17 protein-coding genes are annotated in these 20750 nt (G+C 71.1%); 2 read left to right on the top strand and 15 right to left on the bottom strand.

The features are described from left to right. Positions 1–17: 17 nt before the first annotated feature. On the bottom strand, positions 18–701 hold the full coding sequence (locus KY572_RS29405) for a TapB family protein (RefSeq protein ID WP_224246315.1): 684 nt from the start codon (positions 699–701) through the stop codon (positions 18–20). Positions 702–1008: 307 nt separating this feature from the next. Between KY572_RS29405 and smc the strand changes: the two genes are divergently transcribed. After that, positions 1009–4608 carry a chromosome segregation protein SMC gene (gene smc, locus KY572_RS29400; protein WP_224246314.1) on the top strand — a complete coding sequence of 1200 codons (3600 nt, stop codon included), beginning with the start codon at positions 1009–1011 and terminating at the stop codon, positions 4606–4608. Between the two features lie 10 nt (positions 4609–4618). On the opposite strand, the gene ppsA is transcribed toward smc, so the two are convergent. The 12 genes from ppsA to KY572_RS29340 form a co-directional block, all read right to left on the bottom strand. Then, positions 4619–7000, bottom strand: a complete 2382-nt coding sequence (gene ppsA / locus KY572_RS29395) for a phosphoenolpyruvate synthase (RefSeq protein WP_224246313.1) — start codon at positions 6998–7000, stop codon at positions 4619–4621. A 304-nt stretch (positions 7001–7304) separates the two neighbouring features. Next, positions 7305–8351, bottom strand: coding sequence for a hydrogenase expression/formation protein HypE (gene hypE / locus KY572_RS29390; protein ID WP_224246312.1), 1047 nt, complete (start codon positions 8349–8351; stop codon positions 7305–7307). Beyond that, positions 8330–9445 (bottom strand): hydrogenase formation protein HypD, encoded by a 1116-nt coding sequence (hypD, locus tag KY572_RS29385; RefSeq protein WP_224246311.1) that lies wholly within the window; start codon positions 9443–9445, stop codon positions 8330–8332. Before hypD ends, hypE begins: the two co-directional genes overlap by 22 nt. Next, complete coding sequence (locus tag KY572_RS29380) at positions 9442–9690, bottom strand: HypC/HybG/HupF family hydrogenase formation chaperone (RefSeq protein WP_224246310.1); 249 nt, start codon at positions 9688–9690, stop codon at positions 9442–9444. Before KY572_RS29380 ends, hypD begins: the two co-directional genes overlap by 4 nt. Continuing rightward, on the bottom strand, positions 9668–11968 hold the full coding sequence (gene hypF / locus KY572_RS29375; RefSeq protein ID WP_224246309.1) for a carbamoyltransferase HypF: 2301 nt from the start codon (positions 11966–11968) through the stop codon (positions 9668–9670). The genes KY572_RS29380 and hypF overlap by 23 nt, the downstream gene beginning before the upstream one ends. Before the next feature lie 13 nt (positions 11969–11981). Continuing rightward, entirely contained in the window at positions 11982–12323 is a 342-nt protein-coding gene (locus KY572_RS29370; RefSeq protein ID WP_224246308.1) for a hydrogenase maturation nickel metallochaperone HypA/HybF, read from the bottom strand. Next, complete coding sequence (locus KY572_RS29365; protein WP_224246307.1) at positions 12316–12798, bottom strand: hydrogenase maturation protease; 483 nt, start codon at positions 12796–12798, stop codon at positions 12316–12318. Before KY572_RS29365 ends, KY572_RS29370 begins: the two co-directional genes overlap by 8 nt. Beyond that, the gene (locus KY572_RS29360) at positions 12795–14090 is read right to left on the bottom strand and encodes a Ni/Fe hydrogenase subunit alpha (RefSeq protein WP_224246306.1); all 1296 of its coding nucleotides are present in this window, start codon (positions 14088–14090) and stop codon (positions 12795–12797) included. Before KY572_RS29360 ends, KY572_RS29365 begins: the two co-directional genes overlap by 4 nt. Next, the gene (locus tag KY572_RS29355) at positions 14080–14859 is read right to left on the bottom strand and encodes an NADH-quinone oxidoreductase subunit B family protein (RefSeq protein ID WP_224246305.1); all 780 of its coding nucleotides are present in this window, start codon (positions 14857–14859) and stop codon (positions 14080–14082) included. Before KY572_RS29355 ends, KY572_RS29360 begins: the two co-directional genes overlap by 11 nt. A 1-nt stretch (position 14860) precedes the next feature. After that, the gene (locus KY572_RS29350; protein ID WP_224246304.1) at positions 14861–15718 is read right to left on the bottom strand and encodes an FAD/NAD(P)-binding protein; all 858 of its coding nucleotides are present in this window, start codon (positions 15716–15718) and stop codon (positions 14861–14863) included. Further along, positions 15715–16176, bottom strand: coding sequence for a cyclic nucleotide-binding domain-containing protein (locus KY572_RS29345; RefSeq protein ID WP_224246303.1), 462 nt, complete (start codon positions 16174–16176; stop codon positions 15715–15717). Before KY572_RS29345 ends, KY572_RS29350 begins: the two co-directional genes overlap by 4 nt. A gap of 9 nt (positions 16177–16185) precedes the next feature. Further along, complete coding sequence (locus tag KY572_RS29340) at positions 16186–17337, bottom strand: 4Fe-4S dicluster domain-containing protein (protein ID WP_224246302.1); 1152 nt, start codon at positions 17335–17337, stop codon at positions 16186–16188. A gap of 311 nt (positions 17338–17648) precedes the next feature. On the opposite strand from KY572_RS29340, the gene KY572_RS29335 reads away from it, so the two are divergent. Next, on the top strand, positions 17649–18299 hold the full coding sequence (locus tag KY572_RS29335) for a VTT domain-containing protein (protein WP_224246301.1): 651 nt from the start codon (positions 17649–17651) through the stop codon (positions 18297–18299). 42 nt (positions 18300–18341) lie between these two features. On the opposite strand, the gene KY572_RS29330 is transcribed toward KY572_RS29335, so the two are convergent. Continuing rightward, complete coding sequence (locus KY572_RS29330) at positions 18342–18662, bottom strand: 2TM domain-containing protein (RefSeq protein ID WP_224246300.1); 321 nt, start codon at positions 18660–18662, stop codon at positions 18342–18344. Between the two features lie 147 nt (positions 18663–18809). Beyond that, positions 18810–20735 (bottom strand): GAF domain-containing protein, encoded by a 1926-nt coding sequence (locus KY572_RS29325; protein ID WP_224246299.1) that lies wholly within the window; start codon positions 20733–20735, stop codon positions 18810–18812. Positions 20736–20750: the final 15 nt, after the last annotated feature.

Genomic DNA, 20750 nt, shown 5'->3' with positions numbered 1-20750 from the left:
CTCCCGCAGCCTCCGTCTCAGAGCTTCGCGCCCTTCTTCTTCTTCACCACCGGCGCCGGCTCCGTCTTGGCCGTCACGGGCCGCTCCACCTTGAGCAGCTCCAGGTCCGTGTTGCCCCCGGTGGCCACCTTCACGATGCCCACCCCGGGCACGAACCAGATGTAGCTCTCGATGGTGCGCCCCTGCGCGCCCTGGCGGCTTGCCCGCGCCGTCGTCAGGTTCTTCACCTTCAGCGCCTTGAAGGTGCCCGCGCCCACCGTCACGTCCTCCTCGCCGACGACGGTCGCTTCCTTGTCGAACGTGCTGGCAAACACCATCCCGGCCGGCATCTTCGAGCCCGCAGGCGGCTGCATCTTCACCGACAGCGAATTGCGCCAGCTCGAGCCCGGAACCATGTTCGCTGGGGCTGGAACCGCCACGCCCTCGGCGGCGACGACCTCCACCTGCATCCCGGAAGCGGACAGCAGCGTCCCCTCCAGGCCGCCGAGCCCCGTGCGCACTCCCTCCGAGGTACAGAAGGCCTCCGTCTGGCCGCTGCGGCCCTTCAGATCCACCGCCAGGAGTCCCTTCTGCCCTTCGGCCGTGGACGTCACCTCGCGGGTGGAGATCAACAGCTCCGAGGATCCCGCCCGGTAGGTCAATTTCAGCCCGTCCTCCAAGGGGAAGTAGGGGTTGGGGCAGGCCGGGGCCGCGGAGGGCATGTCAGACCGCTCAGGTAGACCCGAGGGCGCTGCTCCTACGAGGACCGAGAGGACGAGTAAGGGCGCGTACGTAGGCTTCCTCCAGAAAGATCACCAGGAAGGTAGGGTGCATCTCTTACTTTTCAACCCCTTGCCGTCCATCGCTGACGGTACAAAACGGCTTTCGGAATGTAGGGTCACACGGTGCATGGTCACGCTTGATCGTGTCACGGCACACTGATACTCCTGACCACATTCCGGGGCCGATTTTTCGGCCTTGGAGCGATTTCACCCTTCTCGCGCACCAAGCCCTACAGGAGCCCGTTGGATGCGAATCAAGCGCCTGGACATCACCGGCTTCAAGTCCTTCATGGAGCGCAGCGTCTTCAGCTTCGATGACGGCGTGACGGGCATCGTCGGCCCCAACGGCTGCGGCAAGTCCAACGTCGTGGACGCCATCCGCTGGGCCATGGGCGAGCAGAGCGCCAAGAACCTCCGTGGCCGCGGCATGGAGGACGTCATCTTCAACGGCTCGGAGAACAAGCCGCCCCTGTCCATGGCGGAGGTGTCCATCACCTTCACCATCGAGGAGACGGACCAGCTGGCGCCCCAGTACCAGGGCTTCCCCGAGATCACCGTCACCCGGCGCCTGTTCCGCAGCGGCGAGTCCGAGTACCTCATCAACAAGGCCGTCTGCCGCCTGCTCGACATTACCGAGCTGCTGCTGGGCACCGGCGTGGGCACCAAGGCCTACTCCATCATCGAGCAGGGCCGCGTGGGCCTCATCGTCTCGAGCAAGCCGGAGGATCGGCGCTCCATCATCGAGGAGGCCGCCGGCGTCACCAAGTACAAGACGCGCCGCAAGGCCGCCGAGCGCAAGATGGAGGCCACCGAGGCCAACCTCCTGCGCATCACCGACATCACCAACGAGCTGGAGAAGCGGCTCGACACGCTGGCCCGCCAGGCCAAGAAGGCCGAGAAGTACAAGAAGCTCAAGGCGCGCATGCGGGACATCGATCTGCACGCCGCCTCGCACCGCTACCTGGAGCTGCAGGCCGAGAAGAAGGTGCTCCAGACGCGCCTGGAGAGCATGACCTCGCAGGAGCGCGAGAACGTGGACCGGGTGCGCGAGCTGGAGGAGGCCATCACCCGGCGCCGCGTCGAGCTGGAGGCCGAGTCCGCCGCCCTGCAGAAGCTGGCTGGCGAGGTGCACGCGCTCGAGAGCGCCGTGCAGCGCGACGATCAGGACCTGGCCTACTGGCGCAAGGACCTGGAGGAGACGAGCGCCCGCGTGGCCACCGCCGAGGGCGAGCTGCACATCCTGCTGGCCCGTCAGGGCGAGGTGGCCGACACCATGGCCGCTCGCGAGGCGGAGCTGTCGGGCATCGCCGGGGCGTGGAAGGAAGACGAAGTGGCCATGCAGGTGGCGCAGGAGGAGCAGCGCCGCGCCACGCAGCTGCAGACGGAGGTGGCCCTGCGCCTGGAGCAGGAGCGGGCGGCGCTGGTGGCCGTGGCGGCCCGGCTGGCCAACCACGAGTCCAACCTCGTCAACCTGGCTCGCCAGCGCACGGACATGGAGGCCCGCCGCGAGAAGAACCGCGTCGAGGCCGAGGCGCTGCGCGCCCAGGAGCAGGAGCTGGATCGCGCCCGCAGCCAGGTGCTCCAGATGGTGGAGGACAGCCGCCACAACGCCCTGGAGCTGGCCGAGCGCAAGACGCACGAGGAAGAGGCCCTGGAGCGCACCCGCGCCGAGTTCGCCGAGAGCGAGATCCAGGTCATCAGCCTGCGCGAGGAGCTGGCCGACAAGCGCAGCCGGCTCGCCTCGCTGGAGGAGCTGCAGAAGAACTACGAGGGCTTCGATCGCGGCGTGCGCGCGGTGATGTCTCGCGCCGGGCAGCAGTTCCGCGAGCAGGGCATCTTCGGCCTGGTGGCGGACGTGCTCACGGCCCCGCCGCGCTTCGAGCGCGCGGTGGAGGCGGTGCTGGGCGAGCGGCTGCAGCACGTCATCGTCGAGAGCCGGGAGAAGGGCTTCGAGCTGGTGGAGTACCTGAAGACGGCCTCCGAGGGCCGCGGCAGCTTCCTGCCCGTGCCGCTGCTGGATGGCGTGCCGCCGGTGGTGGAGCCGGACTTCAGCCGCCCCGGGGTGCTGGGCAGCGCCTACGCGGAGGTGAAGTGCGAGGAGGCGCTCCAGCCGGTGCTGCGGCTGCTGCTCGGAGACGTCATCATCGTCCAGGATCTCGCCTCGGCGCGGGCCTACGCGGCGGCGGGCGGCCCGCAGTGCACCCTCGTCACCCTGGAGGGTGAGGTGGTGCGCGCCGATGGCACCCTCACCGGCGGTGAACGCGAGGGCGCGGCCGTGGGCGCCCTGCAGAAGAAGCGCGAGATCGCCGAGCTGGCCGGCGAGGTGGCCCGGGTGGAGGAGCGCTACAACGAGATCCTCACGCGCCACTACACGCTCCAGAAGCAGATGGGGCAGACGGAGAGCGTCCTCAAGGGGCTGGCGAAGAACCAGCACGCCGAGGAGCTCAACCTCGCCAGCCAGGAGAAGGATCTCCACAAGGCCAGCGAGGATCTGGCCCGGGTGCGCGAGCGGCTGGCCGCGGTGGAGGCGGATGAGGCGCAGTTCGCCCACTCGCACGGGGCGCTGGTGCACGAGGAGGAGAACAGCCGCGGCGAGGTGGCTCACGGGCAGGCGGATCGCGAGACTCGCGAGGAGCGCGTGCGGCAGCTCTCCGCCGAGCTGGAGTCCCTGAAGCAGCGCGCGGACGCGGCGTCCGCGGAGCTGATGGGCCTGCGCATCAAGGTGGCCGCCGGCAGCGAGCGCGGTGAGTCGGCTCGCAAGGAGCTGGAGAGCCTCATCACCCAGCGCAAGGAGATGGAGCAGCGCATCCACCGCCTGCAGGTGACGGTGGGCGAGGGCACCACCCGCTCGGACGAGCTGCGGCGGAAGATCGAGGAGACGGAGGCGGCTCGGACGAAGCGGGCCGAGGAGCACCTGCTGGCGGCCGAGACGCTGGCGGGCCGCCGCGCGGCGCATGCGACCGTCTCCGCCGAGGTGAAGGAGCAGGACACCCAGTTCCGCGAGCTGCGCAGCCGCGTGGACGAGCTGATGCAGGGCCTGTCGCAGATCTCCCTGAAGGAGCGGGAGATCGCCCTGGAGCTGGAGCACCTGGCCGCGGGCATCCGCGAGCGGCACCAGGTGGAGCTGGCGTACGAGCTGCACAACTACCACCTGCTGGCGCCGCTGGCGCCCGAGACGCAGGAGGAGCTGAAGGATCTGCGCGCCCAGGTGGAGAAGATGGGGGAGATCAACCTCACCGCCATCGACGAGCACGCGGAGCTGACCAAGCGCTTCGACTTCCTGTCGAGCCAGAAGAAGGACCTGACGGCCACGCTGGAGCAGCTCAAGGAGGCCATCAACCGCATCGACGCCACGAGCCGCGAGCGCTTCAAGCAGACCTTCGACGTGGTGAACGAGAAGTTCCAGGCGGTGTTCCCGCGGCTGTTCGGCGGCGGGCGGGCCAGCCTCATCCTCACCAACGAGGGCCCGGGCGCCGAGCAGGGCGTGGAGATCGTCGCCCAGCCGCCGGGCAAGAAGCTGCAGAGCGTCAACCTGCTCTCCGGTGGAGAGAAGGCGCTCACCGCCGTGGCGCTCATCTTCGGCATCTTCCTCATCAAGCCGACGCCGTTCTGCCTCCTGGACGAGGTGGACGCGCCGCTGGATGAGGGCAACGTGGGCCGCTACAACGAGATGGTGAAGGAGATGAGCAAGCAGTCCCAGTTCATCCTCATCACCCACAACAAGCGGACCATGGAGGTGGCCGACACGCTCTACGGCGTGACGATGGAGGAGCCGGGCATCTCCAAGCTGGTGAGCGTGAAGATCCGCGAGGCCACGGCCGCCAACGACAACGCGTCGGCGGCCTGAGCCGTCGCCCTCAAGGCCGACGTGGAGCGCCGCCTTGGCGGGCGGCCTCCAGCAGCAGGCGCCGCTCGGCCGCCGCGATCACCCGCCGCGCCGCCCCCACCGCGCCTGGGTCCACCGAGATGGAGGTGATGCCGGCACGCACCAGGTGCTCGGCGAACTCGGGACGGTTGGAGGGCGCCTGGCCGCACAGGGAGCAGGTGATGCCCGCCTCGCGGCTGGCCCGGATGATGCGCACGATGGCGTCCAGCACCGCCGCGTCCGACTCGTCGAACAGCTCCGCGCACACCTCCGAGTCCCGATCCACGCCCAGCATCAGCTGCGTCAAGTCGTTGGAGCCGATGGACACGCCGGTGATGCCCATGCGCGCGTACTCGGGGATGCGGTAGACCACCGAGGGCACCTCCGCCATCACCCAGCGCTCCAGCCCGCGCTGCCGGCCCAGCGGGCTCTCGTCGATGGCCTCCAGGCACCGCTCCAGCTCCCACTTCGTGCGCACGAAGGGGATCATCACGTGCAGGTTGGGAGTCTCCTCGCGCACCCGGGCCAGCACCTCCAGCTCGAGCTGGAAGATCTCCGGCTCGCGGATGTACCGGTAGCAGCCGCGGTAGCCGATCATCGGGTTGGCCTCGGTGGGCTCGAACTCGGCGCCGCCCTCCAGCCCGCGGAACTCGTTGGTGCGGAAGTCCGTCGTCCGGTAGATGACCGGGCGCGGCCGGAACGGGCGGGTGATCTCCAGCAGCGAGGCGGCCAGCTTGTCCACGAACTCCTGGCGCCTGCCGAGCGCCAGCAGCCGCTTCGGGTGCACGCCTCCGAGCGCATCCGTGAGCATGAACTCGGCGCGCAGCAGCCCCACGCCATCCACCGGCAGCGCCGCCACCTCCTTCGCCTGTCCGGGCAGGGCCAGGTTGACGTAGAGGCGGGTGGCCAGCGGCTCGGGAGCCGCGGGGGCCACCGCCATGGCCGGGGCGCCCTGGACCGACGCCTTCACGGGCTCGGCTGAGGGGGCTTCCTCCAGCCCCGCGCGTACCTGGCCGGTGGCCCCATCCACGGTGATCTCCTCGCCGTCGCGGAGCACCCGGGTGGCCACGCGCGTGCCCACCACGCAGGGGATCCGCAGCTCGCGGCTGACGATGGCCGCATGGCACGTCATTCCGCCGCTGTCGGTGACGATGGCGGCGGCCCGGCGCAGGGTAGGCACCCAGTCCGGAGACGTCATCGGCGCCACGAGGATCTCTCCCTTGCGCAGGTGCCGTCCCTCCTCGGGCTTCGTCAGCACGCGCACCCGGCCGGACACGACACCGGGCGAGGCGCCCAGGCCGGTGACGAGCGCGGGCTCCTTGGCCTGGGACTTCTTCGCCGGCCCCACGGTGTCCGACAGCGTGGTGATGGGGCGAGACTGGACGAGGTACAGCCGCCCGCCCTCCTCGGCCCACTCCACATCCTGCGGCGAGCCGTAGTGCTGCTCCACCCGCATGCCCAGCCGCGCCAGCTCCAGCACCTCCTCGTCCTTCAGCACCCGGCGCCCGGCCTCCTCGGCAGACAGCTCGACGCGGCGCTCCTGGCCGTGGCCCTCGCGGACGATCTTGAAGTCCTTGTGGCCGATGCGGGCCTCGAGCACCCGCATGCGCTGCTTGTCCACCACGTAGGTGTCCGGCTCCACCTGCCCGCCGACGACCACCTCGCCCAGGCCGAAGGCCCCTTCGATGATGAGGCGCTCCCGGCTGCCGCTCGCCGGGTCCACGGTGAACATCACCCCCGAGCGCGCCGAGTCCACCATCTCCTGCACCACCACCGCGAGGGTGGGCTCCTCGGAGAGGCCCTGGCTCTTGCGGTAGGCCACCACGCGCTGTCCGTAGGCGGAGCTCCAGCACTCGCGCACCTTCTCGAGCACCGCCTCCTCACCGGCGACGTTGGTGAACGTCTCGTGCATCCCCGCGAAGGAGGTGGCGGCGGTGTCCTCGGACGTGGCGGACGAGCGGACGGCGACGGCGCGGTTCTTCCCCAGCTCCCGGTAGGCCGAGAGGATCGCCGCACGCACCGGGGCCGGGATCGCGATCGCCCGGACGAGCTGCTTCAGCTCCTCGGACAGGGAGGCGAGCGACTCCGGCTCGTCCGGGTCGATGCGCCGCCACAGCTCCGTCAGCTGGGCGCCGATGGACTCCAGGGACGCATGGAAGGCCGTGGCGGTGACGACGAAGCCCCGCGGCACGGGCAGGCCCGCCCGGGTCAGCTCCCCCAGGTTGGCGCCCTTGCCCCCCGCGATGGGCGTATCCCCCCGCGAGAGCTTCTCGAACCAGATGACATGATCAGATGCCTCCTCTTGGGCACTCGGGAACCCCGCCGCTACTCCGCTCGCCTGCGGCCCGTTCTTCGGCGTCATCGTCACGTCCATGGTCGTGCTCCCTCCATGGGGTTGTGTCTCACTGCAAGGCCGGGTCCAGCGCATGCGGCCCGTGCTCTTCCCTCTTCTGGATAGTCACGGCCTCTCCATGGAGACGCCGCCGAGGGCGGCCCGGGAGACGGCCCCTCCGCCCGAGCCTTGGGTGGGGTCGATGCCTGCCGGCGGTCTCTTCCCCGCGCACGGTTTGCATCCCCGCGCAGGGCTTGCGCGCCGGAGGTGGGGGCGAGGAGTCACCCTGAGAGGCGAGCACGGGGACGCACGCAGTGCCTGGCTGCGCGGGTGATGAGCGCGGGGCTCAGCAGATGCGCGGGAGCTGCTCCCCGGAGAGCAGGTCCAGCAGTCGGTGTCCGCCGAGCCGCGTGCGCAGGGACACCTGGCCGGGATGGGCCTCGGTGACACGGCCGATGCGGGCCGCTCCCGCGCCGAGCGGGTGGCCGCGCAGGGCCTTCAGGGCTGCCTCCGCCTGGGGCGCGGGCACGAAGGCCACCATGCGGCCCTCGCAGGCCACGTAGAGCGGGTCCAGGCCGAGCAGCTCGCACGCTCCCTCGACGCCTTCGTCCACGGGCACCGCGGACTCCTCCAGCACGAGCCCTACTCCGCCATCGAGGGCAATCTCATTGAGGGCGGAGGCCAGCCCTCCGCGCGTGGTGTCTCGCAGGCAGTGCACGTCCACCCCCGCGTCGAAGAGGGCCTCCACCAGGGGCGTGAGCGGCGCGCAGTCGCTCTGGATGGGCGTCTCGAAGGCGATCCCCTCGCGCACCGAGAGCACGGCGATGCCGTGGCGCCCCACGTCCCCGGAGACGAGCACCACGTCCCCGGGCCGCACGCGCAGAGGGTGGACGGAGCGCCCCGAGGGGACGCGCCCCACGCCCGTGGTGTTGAGGAAGAGCCCGTCCGCCTTGCCCCGGTCCACCACCTTCGTGTCTCCGGTGACGAGCCGCACACCGCACTCGCGGGCCGCCTCGCGCAGGGAGGCCACCACCCGGCGCAGCTCCTCCAGCGCCAGTCCTTCCTCCAGGATGAAGCCGGCGCTCAGGTACAGCGGGCGCGCACCGGCCATGGCCAGGTCGTTCACCGTCCCGTAGACCGCGAGCCTGCCGATGTCTCCTCCTGGGAAGAAGCGAGGCGTCACCACGTAGGAGTCCGTCGTGAGGGCCAGTCGCTCCGCGCCGAGCGGCACCACCGCGCTGTCATGGCGCTCCATGAGAGGCGAAGCCGGGAGCGGCTCCAGGAAGACTTCCTCGATGAGCTGGCGCATGAGGCGTCCGCCTCCGCCGTGCGCGAGCTGGACGGTGGAGTGCTTCAGCGGCACGGGACAGCTCAGGGGGATGTCGATGCGCATGGCCCGATGGACCTCCGGTAACGGTAGTAGGCGGCGCACGCTCCCTCGGAGGACACCATCGTCGCCCCGAGCGGCGTCTCCGGCGTGCAGCGGGTGCCAAAGGCGGGGCACTCGGGAGGCTTGAGGAGCCCGCGCAGCACCTGGCCGCTCTGGCACTCCGAGTCCTCCCGGCCGCCCACCTCGGCGACGCGGAACTTCCGCTCGGCGTCCCAGTCCGCGTAGCGGTCGCGGAGCCCCAGCCCGCTGGCCGGGATGGGACCGATGCCTCGCCACGCGCGGGGCACCACCTCGAACACCTCGTGCAGCATGGCCTGGGCGGGCGCGTTGCCGGCCGTCCGCACGGCGCGGGCGTATTGGTTCTCCACGTCGGCGCGGCCCTCCTCGAGCTGCGCGACGCACATGTGGATGCCCTGGAGCAGATCCACCGGCTCGAAGCCGGTGGCGACAATGGGCACGCGGTAGGCGCGCACCAGGGGCTGGTACGTCTCCGTGCCCATGATGGTGCAGACGTGGCCGGCGGCCAGGAAGCCGTCCACGCGCCGGCCGGGACTGGCGAGGATGGCCTCCATCGCCGGCGGCACCAGCACGTGGGCCGAGAGGAGGGAGAAGTTGCGCAGCCCGCGCCGCCGGGCCTCGTGGACGGCCATGGCGCTCGCGGGCGCCGTCGTCTCGAAGCCCACGGCGAAGAAGACGACCTGCCGCTCCGGCATCCGCTCGGCCAGGGCCAGCGCGTCCATGGGCGAGTAGACGATGCGCACGTCCGCGCCCGCGGCCTTGGCGGAGAGCAGATCCTTCTCCGAGCCGGGCACTCGGAGCATGTCCCCGAACGAGCAGAAGAGGACGCCCGGCCGCGAGGCAATGGCCAGCGCCTTGTCCACGAGCGCCACCGGCGTGACGCACACCGGACAGCCGGGGCCATGGAGCAGGGTGAGCCCAGGCGGGAGGAGCTGGTCGATCCCGAAGCGGACGATGGCGTGCGTCTGCCCTCCGCACACCTCCATCAACGTCCATGGCCGGGTCACGAGCGAGCGGAGCGCCTGGGCATACCGGTGGGCCTCCCGCGCGCCGCGGTACTCCTCCACGTACTTCATCATGGCTCCTCCCCGCGCTCCTCGGCTGGCTCGCCGAGCTCCTCCAGGTAGGCGAAGACTCGCCGCGCTCCCTCTGGATCCACGCGGCTGATGGCGAAGCCCGCGTGCACCACGACGAAGTCACCGGGATGGGCCTCGGGGACATAGGCCAGACACACCTCCTTGATGACCCTGCCGAAGGCCACCCGGCCCATGCGCAGCGGGCCCTCCACCGCGGAGAGCACCTCACCGGGGATGCCGAGACACATGGTGCTCCTCCTCGTACCGGCGCGCCGCGATGGCGAGCTGGCCCAGGGACAGGCCTCCGTCGTTGGGTGGGTACTGCCGCGGCGTCCACACCTCGAAGCCTTGCTCGCGCAGGCGGGCCCGGGTGTCCCGCAGCAGACGCAGGTTCTGGAAGCACCCGCCCGAGAGCACCACCCGCGGAAGGCCCACGCGTAGCGCGATGGCCTCGGCGAGGCAGGCCAGCGCCGCGTGGAAGCGGCTCGCCATGAGCGAGGCAGGCGCTCCCCGCGTCCGATCCATGAGCAGGGCGCGGAGGAGTGGCCCCCAGTCCGCCACCGAGGGGGCCCCGTTCCGGAGCGGCAGCGGGTAGGGCTCCAAGGCCTCCTGCTCGTCCGCGGCGAACTCGAGGGCCATGGCCGCCTGACCTTCGAAGCCCGCTCGCGAGCGGACTCCAGAGAGCGCGGCCACCGCGTCGAACAGCCGGCCCATGCTGGTGGTGAGCGGCGAGTGGATCCCTCGCTCGAGCATCGCCGCGAGCACATCCGCCTCGCGTGGCGTGAAGTCTTCTCGGAGGTGCGCGGCCCCCGCTGGCCCGTCCAGCGCGTGGAGCAAGCCGAGCGCCGCCCTCAGGGGCTCTCGCATGGCCTGCTCTCCTCCGGGCAGACGGAAGGGACGCAGGTGGGCCACCCGCTGGAACCATGAGCCGTCGACGACCAGCGCCTCTCCACCCCACAAGGTGCCATCCGTCCCGAGCCCCGCGCCGTCCCAGGCGAGCCCGAGCACCGGACCGGACAGCCCGTGCTCGGCCATGCACGCCGCGATGTGGGCGTGGTGATGCTGAACGCGCAGGAGCGGGACGTCCCAGCTTCCGGCGAGCCGCTCGCCCAGTCGCGTGGAGGCATGGTCCGGGTGGAGATCACACGCGACGGCTACCGGGCGAGCTTCGAAGAGGCGGAGCAGTTCCTCCACTGTTCGTTCCAGCAGCCGCGAGCCTTCGACGGAGCCGAGATCTCCCAGGTGCTGGCTCACCACCACCTGGTCTCCGGTGCTCAGGGCGACAGTTCCCTTCAGCTGCCCCCCGAGCGCCAGCAGGCAGGGGAGGTCGGCTCCGAGCGACAGCGGGAGGGGCGCGTATCCCCGAGCCCTTCGCAGCACCATGGGGCCTTCTGGCCCCATCCGCGCCACGGAGTCATCGACCGGGCGGAGGATGGGCCGGTCATGCACCAGGAACAGATCGGCGACTCCGCGCAGGCGCTCCAGGGCTTCAGCCGGCTCGAGGCAGAGCGGCTCGTCGGAGAGATTGCCGCTGGTGCACACGAGAGGACGCTCGGCCCCGTCGAGCAGCAGCCGGTGCAGGGGCGTATAGGCCAGCAATGCGCCGAGCCACGGGTTGTCCGGAGCGACCCTCTCGGCCACGAGCGCCCTTCCACGGCCAGGCGGACGCTTGCGGAGTAGCAGGATGGGGGCCGCCGGGGAGGTGAGCAGGGCCTCTTCCTCCGGTGTCGGCGAGCAGGAGGCCCGCAGGGCCTCGAGCGACGGGAACATCACCGCGAAGGGCTTCTCCGGGCGGCGCTTGCGTTCCCTCAGGAGCGCCACGGCCTCGGAGCTCGTGGCGTCCACGAGGAGCTGGAATCCCCCCAGGCCCTGGAGCGCGAGGACGCGGCCCGAGAGCACTCCCGCCACGGCCTCGCGCAGCGCGGAGCCTCCCTCCGAGAGTCGCGTCCCCTCGGGCGACAGCAGACGCAAGGAGGGGCCGCACGTGGGACAGGCAATGGGCTGGGCATGGAAGCGTCTGTCCCTCGGGTTGCGGTACTCGGCCTCGCAGTCCGCGCACAGGGCAAAGCCCCGCATGGAGGTGCGTGCCCTGTCATAGGGTAGGGACTCGATGAGCGACCACCGAGGCCCGCAGCGCGTGCAGTTGGTGAAGGGGTAGCGGAAGCGCCGCTCCTGGGGAGAGGCCAGCTCCTCGAGACATTCCGGGCAGGTGGCCAGGTCCGCTGGCACGCTTGGACGCGGAGGTGCGCTCGGGTCGCTGTCGAGGATGCGAAAGCCCTCTTCGCGCTGGGGCGGCAGCTCCGCCACGTCGATGCGCTCCAGCCGGGCCGCGGGCGGAGCCTCTCGTTCGAGGGCGCGTCGGAAATCCTCCACCCTGGGCGCTGGCCCTTCCACCTCGATGCGGACGCCGTCGGTGCGGTTGCGGACCCAGCCCGCAAGCCCCCGAGCCGTGGCGGCGGCGTGGACGAAGGGGCGGAAGCCCACGCCCTGCACTACGCCTCGGAGGGTGATGGCCAGCCGGATCATCTCGGAGTCCTCCTCACTCCACCTCGATGGAGGTGACGGCGAGCCCTGTCTGCCGGAGCGCCTCTCCCTCCGTGCTGCCGCAGCCCGGACACAGCAGCACGTGGTGCTCCGGAGCGTAGGTGCGGCCACAGGCCCGGCACCGCGCCTCCACTCGGATGAGCTCCAGCAAGAGCTGCGCCCCCTCCGCCTTCGTGCCTCGCGCATGGGCGGCGAAGTGGAGGGAGAGGCTCTCGGGGGACAGGGACTCCGTCTCGGCGATCCAACCGCGCACCTCTCGCACGCGAGAGGCTCCCTGGTCCTCGGCGTGCCGGAGAACGGCGGCGAGGACATGGCGGGCAAGCGACGTTTCATGCATGGCGCGGCTCCTGGCTCCAGTGGGTGAGGGTTCGAAGGATGTGCTCCGCGGCGCGAGGGACGGCGGCGGCCACGTCGGGCGAGAGCCCCTGCTGGAAGCGCCCGGGCGGGGAGATGCTCACGCCGATGATGCGGATGGACGGGGACACCGCCGCGGGAGACAGCACCCGCGCCAGCGCCACCGCCTGCGCCACTCCGAGTCCGTGCGTCGACATCGTGGAGAGCCCGCGCTGCTCCAGCTCCTCCGGCTCCAGCACGAGCACCTCGCCCGGGGGCGCCGCCAGCACCGCGTCCACCAGCACCACCGGCGCGGGGGTCTCCAGCAGCGGCAGGAGCGCGCTCGGCTCGGCGGCCGTGAGCAGCTCCACCCCGTCGGGAGCGCCGCGCTCGCGCAGGTGCTCGATGACGGCCAGCCCCACCTGGTCATCGCCGGCGGCTGCCTGGCCGAGGCCGATGACACGCGTCCGCCCGCTCATGCTCGCTCCACCTTCAGGGTGAGGAAGTGCGTCGCGCAGGAGATGCACGGGTCGTGATTGCGGATGGCCTGCTCGGCCAGCCGGGTAGCCTCCGCATGGCTCCGAGAGGCCAGCTCTGGCGCGAGCGTGCGCAGGTCGTCTTCGATGGAGAGCTGGTTCTGGGAGGTGGGAGGGACGATGCGCGCCTCGCGGATGGCGCCGTCCGGGTCGAGCGTGTAGCGGTGGTAGAGCAGCCCGCGAGGCGCCTCGGTGGCACCGGAGCCCATGCCCGCTCGGGCCGGAGTGTCCACGTAAGGCGCGGCCGGCTCCTCGTAGCGCTCGATGAGCTGGATGGCCTCTGTGAACGCGTGCAGCACCTCCACCAGCCGCACGAGCAGCGCCCGGAATGGATTGCGGCACGGCACGGACAGCCCCGCCCGGCGGGCGGCCTCCTGCACCTCGGGCGCCAGCCGGTCGAAGTTGAGGTTGAAGCGGGCCAGCGGGCCGCACAGGTAGGCGCCGCGTCCCACGCGCCGAGCGTGCAGCGCGTTCGAGTAGGGCACCTGCGTCTCCTCGAAGTGGGCGTCCCACCCGTGCACCGGGATGTCCAGGCCCTCCGAGGACACGATCCGCCCGCCAAGCAGCGGGTACTCGCTGGGGTGGCGCAGGGAGACGAACTCGTATGCGCGCTCGAAGGCGGGGAAGGGGAAGCCGGCCATCCACTCCAGCGCCTCGGCTGTGGCCGCTCGCCCCCAGCGCAGCTCGGGCAGGTGCGCCTCCAGCTCGGCGCGCGAGGGGGCCCGGTAGAAGCCGCCCACGCGCACGTTGATGGGGTGGATGGACCTGCCGCCCAGGATGGACATGAGTGTGTTGCCCGCCTTCTTGATGCGCAGGCCCCGCTGCACCCACTCTCCGTGCCGCTTCGCCATGGAGAGCGCGTCCGGGTAGCCCAGGAAGTCCGGCGCGTGCAGCAGGAAGACGTGGAGGGCGTGGCTCTCGATCCACTCCCCGCAGTAAAGGATCCGCCGCAGCACCCGGAGCGGTCCGTCCACCTGTACGCCCAGCGCGTCCTCCACCGCGAGGCAGGCACTCATCAGGTACGCCGCCGGGCAGATGCCGCAGATGCGCGAGGTGATGTCGGGCGCCTCCAGGTACGAGCGCCCGCGCAGCAGCGCCTCGAAGAAGCGCGGCGGCTCGAAGATGGACAGGCGCACGTCCGTGGCCTTGTCTCCCTCCAGGCGGAGGGTGAGCGACGTCTCCCCTTCCACGCGCGTGAGGTAGTCCACCTGGAGGGTGCGCGTCCTATTCGTCATGGCGCTCGCTCTCCTCTCGGAACGCCGGGGCGTTCGCGTTGAAGTTGCGGAAGGCGCGGACGAGCTCCGCCTCCGAGTGCCCCGCCGCCTGGAAGGCCCGCGCCAGCGAGGCGGTGTTGGGCGTCTCCATCGGCCCGAAGCAGCCGTAGCAGCCACGCTGGTAGGTGGGGCAGAGCGCCCCGCAGCCCGCGTGCGTCACCGGCCCCAGGCACGGCGTGCCCGTCACCATCACGCACACGTTGCCGCGCAGCTTGCACTCCACGCACACGCTGTGGGCCGGCACGTCGGGCCGGCGCCCCTGGAGGAAGGCGCTCAGCACCTCCAGCAGCTGGCGCTTGTTGATGGGGCAGCCCCGCAGCTCGAAGTCCACCGGCACGTGGTCCGCGATGGCGGTGGAGGTGGCCAGCGTCGCGATGTACTCGGGCTTCGCGTAGACGCTCGAGAGGAAGCCCTGCACGTCGCGGAAGTTGCGCAGCGCCTGGATGCCGCCCGCCGTGGCGCATGCGCCGATGCTCACCAGCCGGCGCGACAGCCGCCGCACCTCGCGGATGCGCTCCAAGTCTTGGGGAGTGGTGATGGAGCCGTCCACGAGCGAGACGTCATACGGTCCCTTCCGCGACGCGCTGGTGGCCTCGGCGAAGTGGACGATGCGCACGGCATCCGCCAGCGCGAGCAGCTCGTCCTCCAGGTTCAGCACGGTGAGCTGGCACCCGTCGCACGAGGCGAACTTCCAGACCGCGAGCGTGGGCCTCTTCCGTGCGCGCGCCATCTCACACCTCGCGGAGGTGGATGAACGGCCGGAGCCGCTCGTAGGGGAAGACCGGCCCGTCCTTGCACACGAAGTGCGGGACGAGCTGGCAGTGGCCGCAGAAGCCCACCGCGCACTTCATGTTGCGCTCCAGGGACAGGTGGATGCGGGAGTCCGGCACTCCCAGCCGCTCCAGCTCTCGCACGGCGAAGCGCATCATCACCTCCGGGCCGCACATCCACGCCACGGTCCGGGCCGGCTCCACCTCCACATCGCGCAGCAGGGCCGGCACCACGCCCACGTGCTCCGTCCAGCCAGGGCTCGCCTTGTCCACGCTGACGAGCACCCGCAGGCGGGAGTTCGTCCGCCAGCGCATCAGCTCGCGGCGGAAGGGGAGATCCTCCGGCGTGCGCGCGCCCATCAGCACGGACACCCGGCCGTACTCCGCGCGGTGCCGCAGCAGGTGGAGGATGGCGGGGCGGAGCGGGGCCAGGCCGAGCCCTCCCGCCACCACCACCACGTCCTGGCCTCGAGCCTCTTCCAGGGGCCAGGGCTGGCCGTAGGGCCCGCGGACCCCCAGCGTGCCTCCGCGCCCGATGCCGCGCAGCGCGTGGGTGACGGGCCCCACGGTGCGCACGGTGTGGAGCAGCTCACCCGGCCGGCCAGGATCTCCGCTGATGGAGATGGCCACCTCGCCCACGCCGAAGGCGTACAGCATGTTGAACTGGCCCGGCCGGAACGGGAAGCCACCGGGACGCCGGGAGACGTCGATCGAGAAGGTCCACGTGTCGGCCGTCTCGCGGCGGATGCTCCGTACGCGGAGCGGCTCGGGCGTCATCGGGCCCGCGGCGAAGGTGGAGAGGGGCGCGTGGAGGTTCATGCGCCCGCCTTGTAGACATCGAGCCGCTGGAGACGGACGCGCTCCAGCCTGTCGTAGAGGTGGCGCAGCAGGCGCATGGCCAGCACCGGCTCCAGCACGGGGTGCTCCGGGGTGGGGCCGCGCAGGCAGGACGCATCGATCGCGAAGGCCTCCACCGGCTCCACCGCCCGCGCATCCAGGTGCCAGCGGTAGGGTGGGAACAGCCAGGACAGCCCGAGGATGTCGCCCCCCTTCAACGTCTCCAGCAAGGTGGGGCCTCGGCCGGGCACGTTCTGCTCCAGCACCACGCGTCCGCTGCGCAGCAGGTAGAGGGTGTTGGCCTGCTCGCCCTCGCGCAGCAGCAACGCCCTCGCGGGGAAGGACACCGCGTGGCTGCGGCGGGCGACGAGGCTCACCTGCTCGGGCGAGAGCCCGCTCAGGAAGGGGTGCTGCTCGAGGGAAGGAAGGGGAGGGGGCATGGGGTCCTCTCAGGCACCGCTGCGAGCGCCATCGGTGGCGCGGATGGCGGCCACCTCTTCGGTGATGTCGATGCCCACGGGACACCAGGTGATGCAGCGCCCGCAGCCCACGCACCCGGAGGTGCCGAACTGATCCCACCAGCTCGCCACCTTGTGGGTGAGCCACTGCCGATAGCGGCCTCGGATGGTGTGGCGGACGTTTCCTCCGTGCAGATGGGAGTGGTCCAGGGTGAAGCACGAGTCCCAGCGTCGCCACCGCTCGGCCACCTCGCCTCGAAGGTCCGAAGTGTCCTCCACCGTGGAGCAGAAGCAGGTGGGGCAGGCCAGCGTGCAGTTGGTGCAGGCCAGGCAGCGCTGGGCCACGTCGTCCCAGCGAGGGTGCTCCAGGTTGCGGTAGAGCAGGTCCTTGATGTCCGTGGTGTCCATCGTGCGGCCCATGCCCCGGGCCGTGCGCTCCACCACGGCGTCCGCGGCGTGGAGCTCGTCCTCCGAGGCGGGGCCGGCGCCCACGCGTGCCAGCAGGTCCGCGCCCCGCTCGCTGCCCGCCTCCGCCAGGAAGCGATGCCCGCCCTCGAGCAGCTCGGTGAGGGCGATGTCGAACCCGAAGGTGGCGCGAGGGCCTGTGCCCATGGAGACGCAGAAGCACGTCCCGCCCGCCTGCCCGCAGTTCACCGCCACCACGAAGAGCCGCTCGCGCCGGGCGGCGTAGTCCGGGTCCTCGTAGGGGCCCTCGAGGAAGGTCCGGTCCTGCACCGCGATGGCGTGCAGATCACACGAGCGGGCTCCGATGAGGGCCAGCCGGGGTGGCTCGGCAGGCTCGGGCTCGACGCGGAAGCCCTCTGCCTCGCGCTGGGCGCGCATCAGGCGCAGCCTGGGAACGAACAGGAGCTGCTTCCAGGACTGGGGGCCCACGGAGTAGCCGAAGAGCGCCTCGTCCTCGCGCCGCGCCAGCGTGTACCTCCCGGCTGCCTGCACCGCCGTCCAGCCGCGGGGGAGCTCCTCCGCCCCGGAGAGCCGGGTGTGGACGATGGCTCCCTGTCGAACGGCGGGCCCGGTGAGCTGCCAGCCGTCGCTCCGCAGCGCCGCCAGCAGCGCCTCGAACTGCTCCAGCGAGAGCCTGGCTCGTGCCTTCTCGGAGGCGGATGAGGGGACTTCTGGCATGTGGACTCCCACGCGGTCACGGGCGTGCGACAGGCGCCAGACCCTGAAGGAACCCGAGGGCCGGCCTCAAGGCGGCATCGAGGCAATGTCCTGGGGCGCAAAGATGAGAGGGCCTGCTCGTTCAGTTCCGACGTCTGGCTCGTACTTCGCGACGCTGGACGCGGCGCGCAACCCGGGTGGGGCCGACGGTGAACGGGCCTCGCGACGCGCCCATGCACAGGTTCAGTCCAGGAACTGCCTCGTTGCCCTGTCCGGTGCGCAGAATGGGACGAAGAACGACGACGTTGCCTCCTCTCCCGGAGCGGCTTCCCATGGCGGTCTGGACGCGAGCACTCATCCTCCTGCTGTTGCTCGGGGGCCTGGCCCTCCTGGTCTCCTCCGACGCGTTCAGGTCCGCCTTGTCCTGGGGGCTTGCCAGGGCGGAGCCTGTCATCACCGAGCACCCCGTGCGGGGCGCGGTGCTCTTCCTGCTCCTGTCCGCGCTCTCGGCCATGATGGCCTTCTTCTCCAGCGCGGTGCTCGTGCCCGTGGCCGTCCACGCCTGGGGGAAGCTCGCCTGCGCGCTCCTGCTCTGGCTCGGCTGGATCCTGGGAGGCGTCAGCGCCTATGCCCTCGCGCGGTTCTGGGGCCGGCCGGTGGTCCGCCGGCTGACCTCGGCCCGGGGGCTCGCCCGCTACGAGGAGGGAATCTCCCGGCACACCCCCTGGGGCCTGGTGCTCCTCTTCCAGCTGGCGGTCCCCTCCGAGATTCCTGGCTACGTGCTCGGCCTGGCGCGCTATGGGGTGCGCAGGTACCTGGCGGTCCTGGCGCTGGCGGAGCTGCCGTACGCGGTGGGCACCGTCTACCTCGGCGAGAGCATCCTCGAGCAGCGCACCCTCGTGCTGCTGGGCCTGGGCGCTCTGGCCATCCTCACCAGCGGGTGGGCCCTCCATGTCCTCCGCAGGCGCCTCGGTCCTCCATAGCCCGCGCTCGCCGCCGCTCGGGCCCCAGCGGGCCGCGCTGGCTCAAGGGGCGCGAGGCTGGGGAGGCCGCGGGCCCCACCTCGAGCGCTCCCTCTCCACCAGCTCGCGAGTCTTGCGCTCCTCCCACCGCTGGCCGATGCCCCCTTCGAACCAGACGGTGAGTCCATGGAACAGCACGAAGACGCCCCAGCCGATGGCGGGCCAGATGAACCAGAGCACCCGAGGGTTCGCCAGGATGTTGATCAGGAACAAGCCCAGGATCACCGCGAAGTAGATCCCCAGGTGCGTGTAGAACTCGCGCAGCTCCTCGACCCGCTTGCGGGCGCGTTTGTAGATGGGGTCCTCACTCCTGTCGTCAGGCATGGGCGCTACCTCCCCTGGAAAAGTGGGAGGTGCTCCAGGCTCATGTCCACCGGTTCGCCGGGGCAGGCTGCCCGCCAGCCGGGGCCTGAGCGCCTGCCCCCGAGCCAGCGCTGGGGACTGGCAGGGGCCGCTCGTCACCGGCCGCCCCTACGAGCCCTTGCCGGCGGCTGACGCCTCTCGAGCCTCTCGAGCCTCTCGATAGAGGCTCGCGTTGTCCACCGCGAAGGCCGCCCGCTGCGCGAAGGCCCGCGCGAGCGTACGGGTCCCCTTCGAGGAGTGCTCCTCGTCCACTCCACACACCAGCAGGCCTACCACCCGCTTGCTGACCACCAGCGGCAGGAGCAGGACCTCACGGACGGCCAGCCTGCGCGGCAGCTCACTCAGCTCCGCGTCGTCATGACTGATTCTGGCCAGCGCACGCCACACGTCGAGCGACACACTCTTGCCCTTCTTCAGGGCCCGCTGGAGCAGCGGCAGCTCGAGGAGCTTCGTCCTGACCCCCAGCTCCGCCAGGAGCGGCTCCAGGGAGGGCTGCTCGTGCGCGTAGGACATCAGCTGGAGCCTCTGCTCCGTGCCCGTATAGAGCAGCGCCAGGCGTGACAGCGTCGGGATGCACAGGCGGGTCAGGCCCTGGAACGTCTGCTTCGGGTCGCGCGAGGCGGACAGGAGCGGGCCGCTGTCGGCCAGCAATTGCAGCGCCTCGGTGGCTCTCTTGCGCTCGGTGATGTCGAGGAACGCCCCCACGGCTCCACGCAGGCGGTGCGTCGGATCGAAGAGCGGGGTCGCGTAGCTGAGCAGCGTGCGCCGCGGACCTCCCTCCTGCTCGACCTCCATCTCGAAGTCGAGCACCGGAAAGCCCGAGGAGGCGGCCCGCTGGAGAGGCTGATCCTCGGGCTCCAGCTCCCGTCCTCGATGGAAGACGTGGGCCGCTGGGCCCAGCATCCGTGTCAGCGCGAGGTTCTGCTCGACCTGCTCGCATTCGCGATCGCGAGAGATGACGAGCCCGATGGGCAGGACGTCGAGCAGCGTCCGGAGCTCCTCGAGCTGCCCCTGCAGCCGCAGGCAGAGCTGGGCGCGCTCCAGGGCCTGGCTACAGAGCTGCGCGAGGACGAGGCCGAAGGCGCGCTCCTCGTCGCTGAAGGAGTGGTCCGTCTCGAAGCTCATCGCCAGGACCCCCAGGACTCGGCCTTCGATGAGCAGGGGAAGGGCCACCCGCGCCCCCGGCCGGGGCGGCACGCGCGCGGCCAGCTCGGGGTAGTCACGCCGGAACGCTTCCGCGGACTCGACCCAGATGCCCTCCCGGCGGCGCACCGCGACGGTGATGGGCGTGTTCAGCTCCAGGGGAAGCCGCTCGAACCCACGCGTGGCCTCCGCGCCGTAGCCTCGGGAGCGGAGCAGCTCCAGGGCCTCACCGCTCGCATCGAGTCGGTACACCACCGACGCCCAGGCGTGGAGCGCGGTCTTGATTTCTCCCATGACGGCATCGGCCACCTGCGCTGGCAGCAGCGCCTTGCCCAGGGCGGACGCGACCCGGCTCAAGCTCTCGGTCTTCTGCTTCAGCCCGGCCTTGTGCTCGCGCCCTTGCTGCTCCACCGCGTGCAGCCGGGCGGCCTCGAGCGCGGGTGAGGCGAGCAGGGCCAGCTGCTCGGCGAGCTTCAGCTCCTCCAGCCCGAGCGGAGCCATGGGATCGGTCGAGGCGAACCAGAGGCAGCCCCGGGACACGCCCTCGCGGAAGAGCGGTGCCGCCATGAAGTCCTGGAGCCCGGCTCCCTGAAGCTGCTGCTGGTGCTCTTCATCCTCGGCGATGGCCCGCGGCACGGATGCGGTCGAGCCGCTCAGCAACTGGGCCCTGCCCGCGTGGATGACGCGGGTGTTGAAGGGGGAGGGCCGGCTCCAGGGCGCTTGGGTCTTCAGCGGAGCAGGGGAGAGGAGCGTGACGTGCTCGAGTCGCTCTCCCTGGAGCATGGCGACTCCGCCCCAATCCCCCAGCAGCGGCACCGCCAGCCGTGCAAGGGCGCGGTAGAGCCCCTCCTCCTCCGGGTGGGCCACCAGCACCTGATTGACCTGCATCATCCACTCGCAGCGTTC

It is taken from the genome of Hyalangium gracile, assembly GCF_020103725.1.
Classification (GTDB): Bacteria; Myxococcota; Myxococcia; order Myxococcales; family Myxococcaceae; genus Hyalangium; species Hyalangium gracile.
The sequence above is the reverse complement of the archived record's forward strand: the minus strand, read 5'-3'. Positions and strand labels throughout refer to the sequence as shown.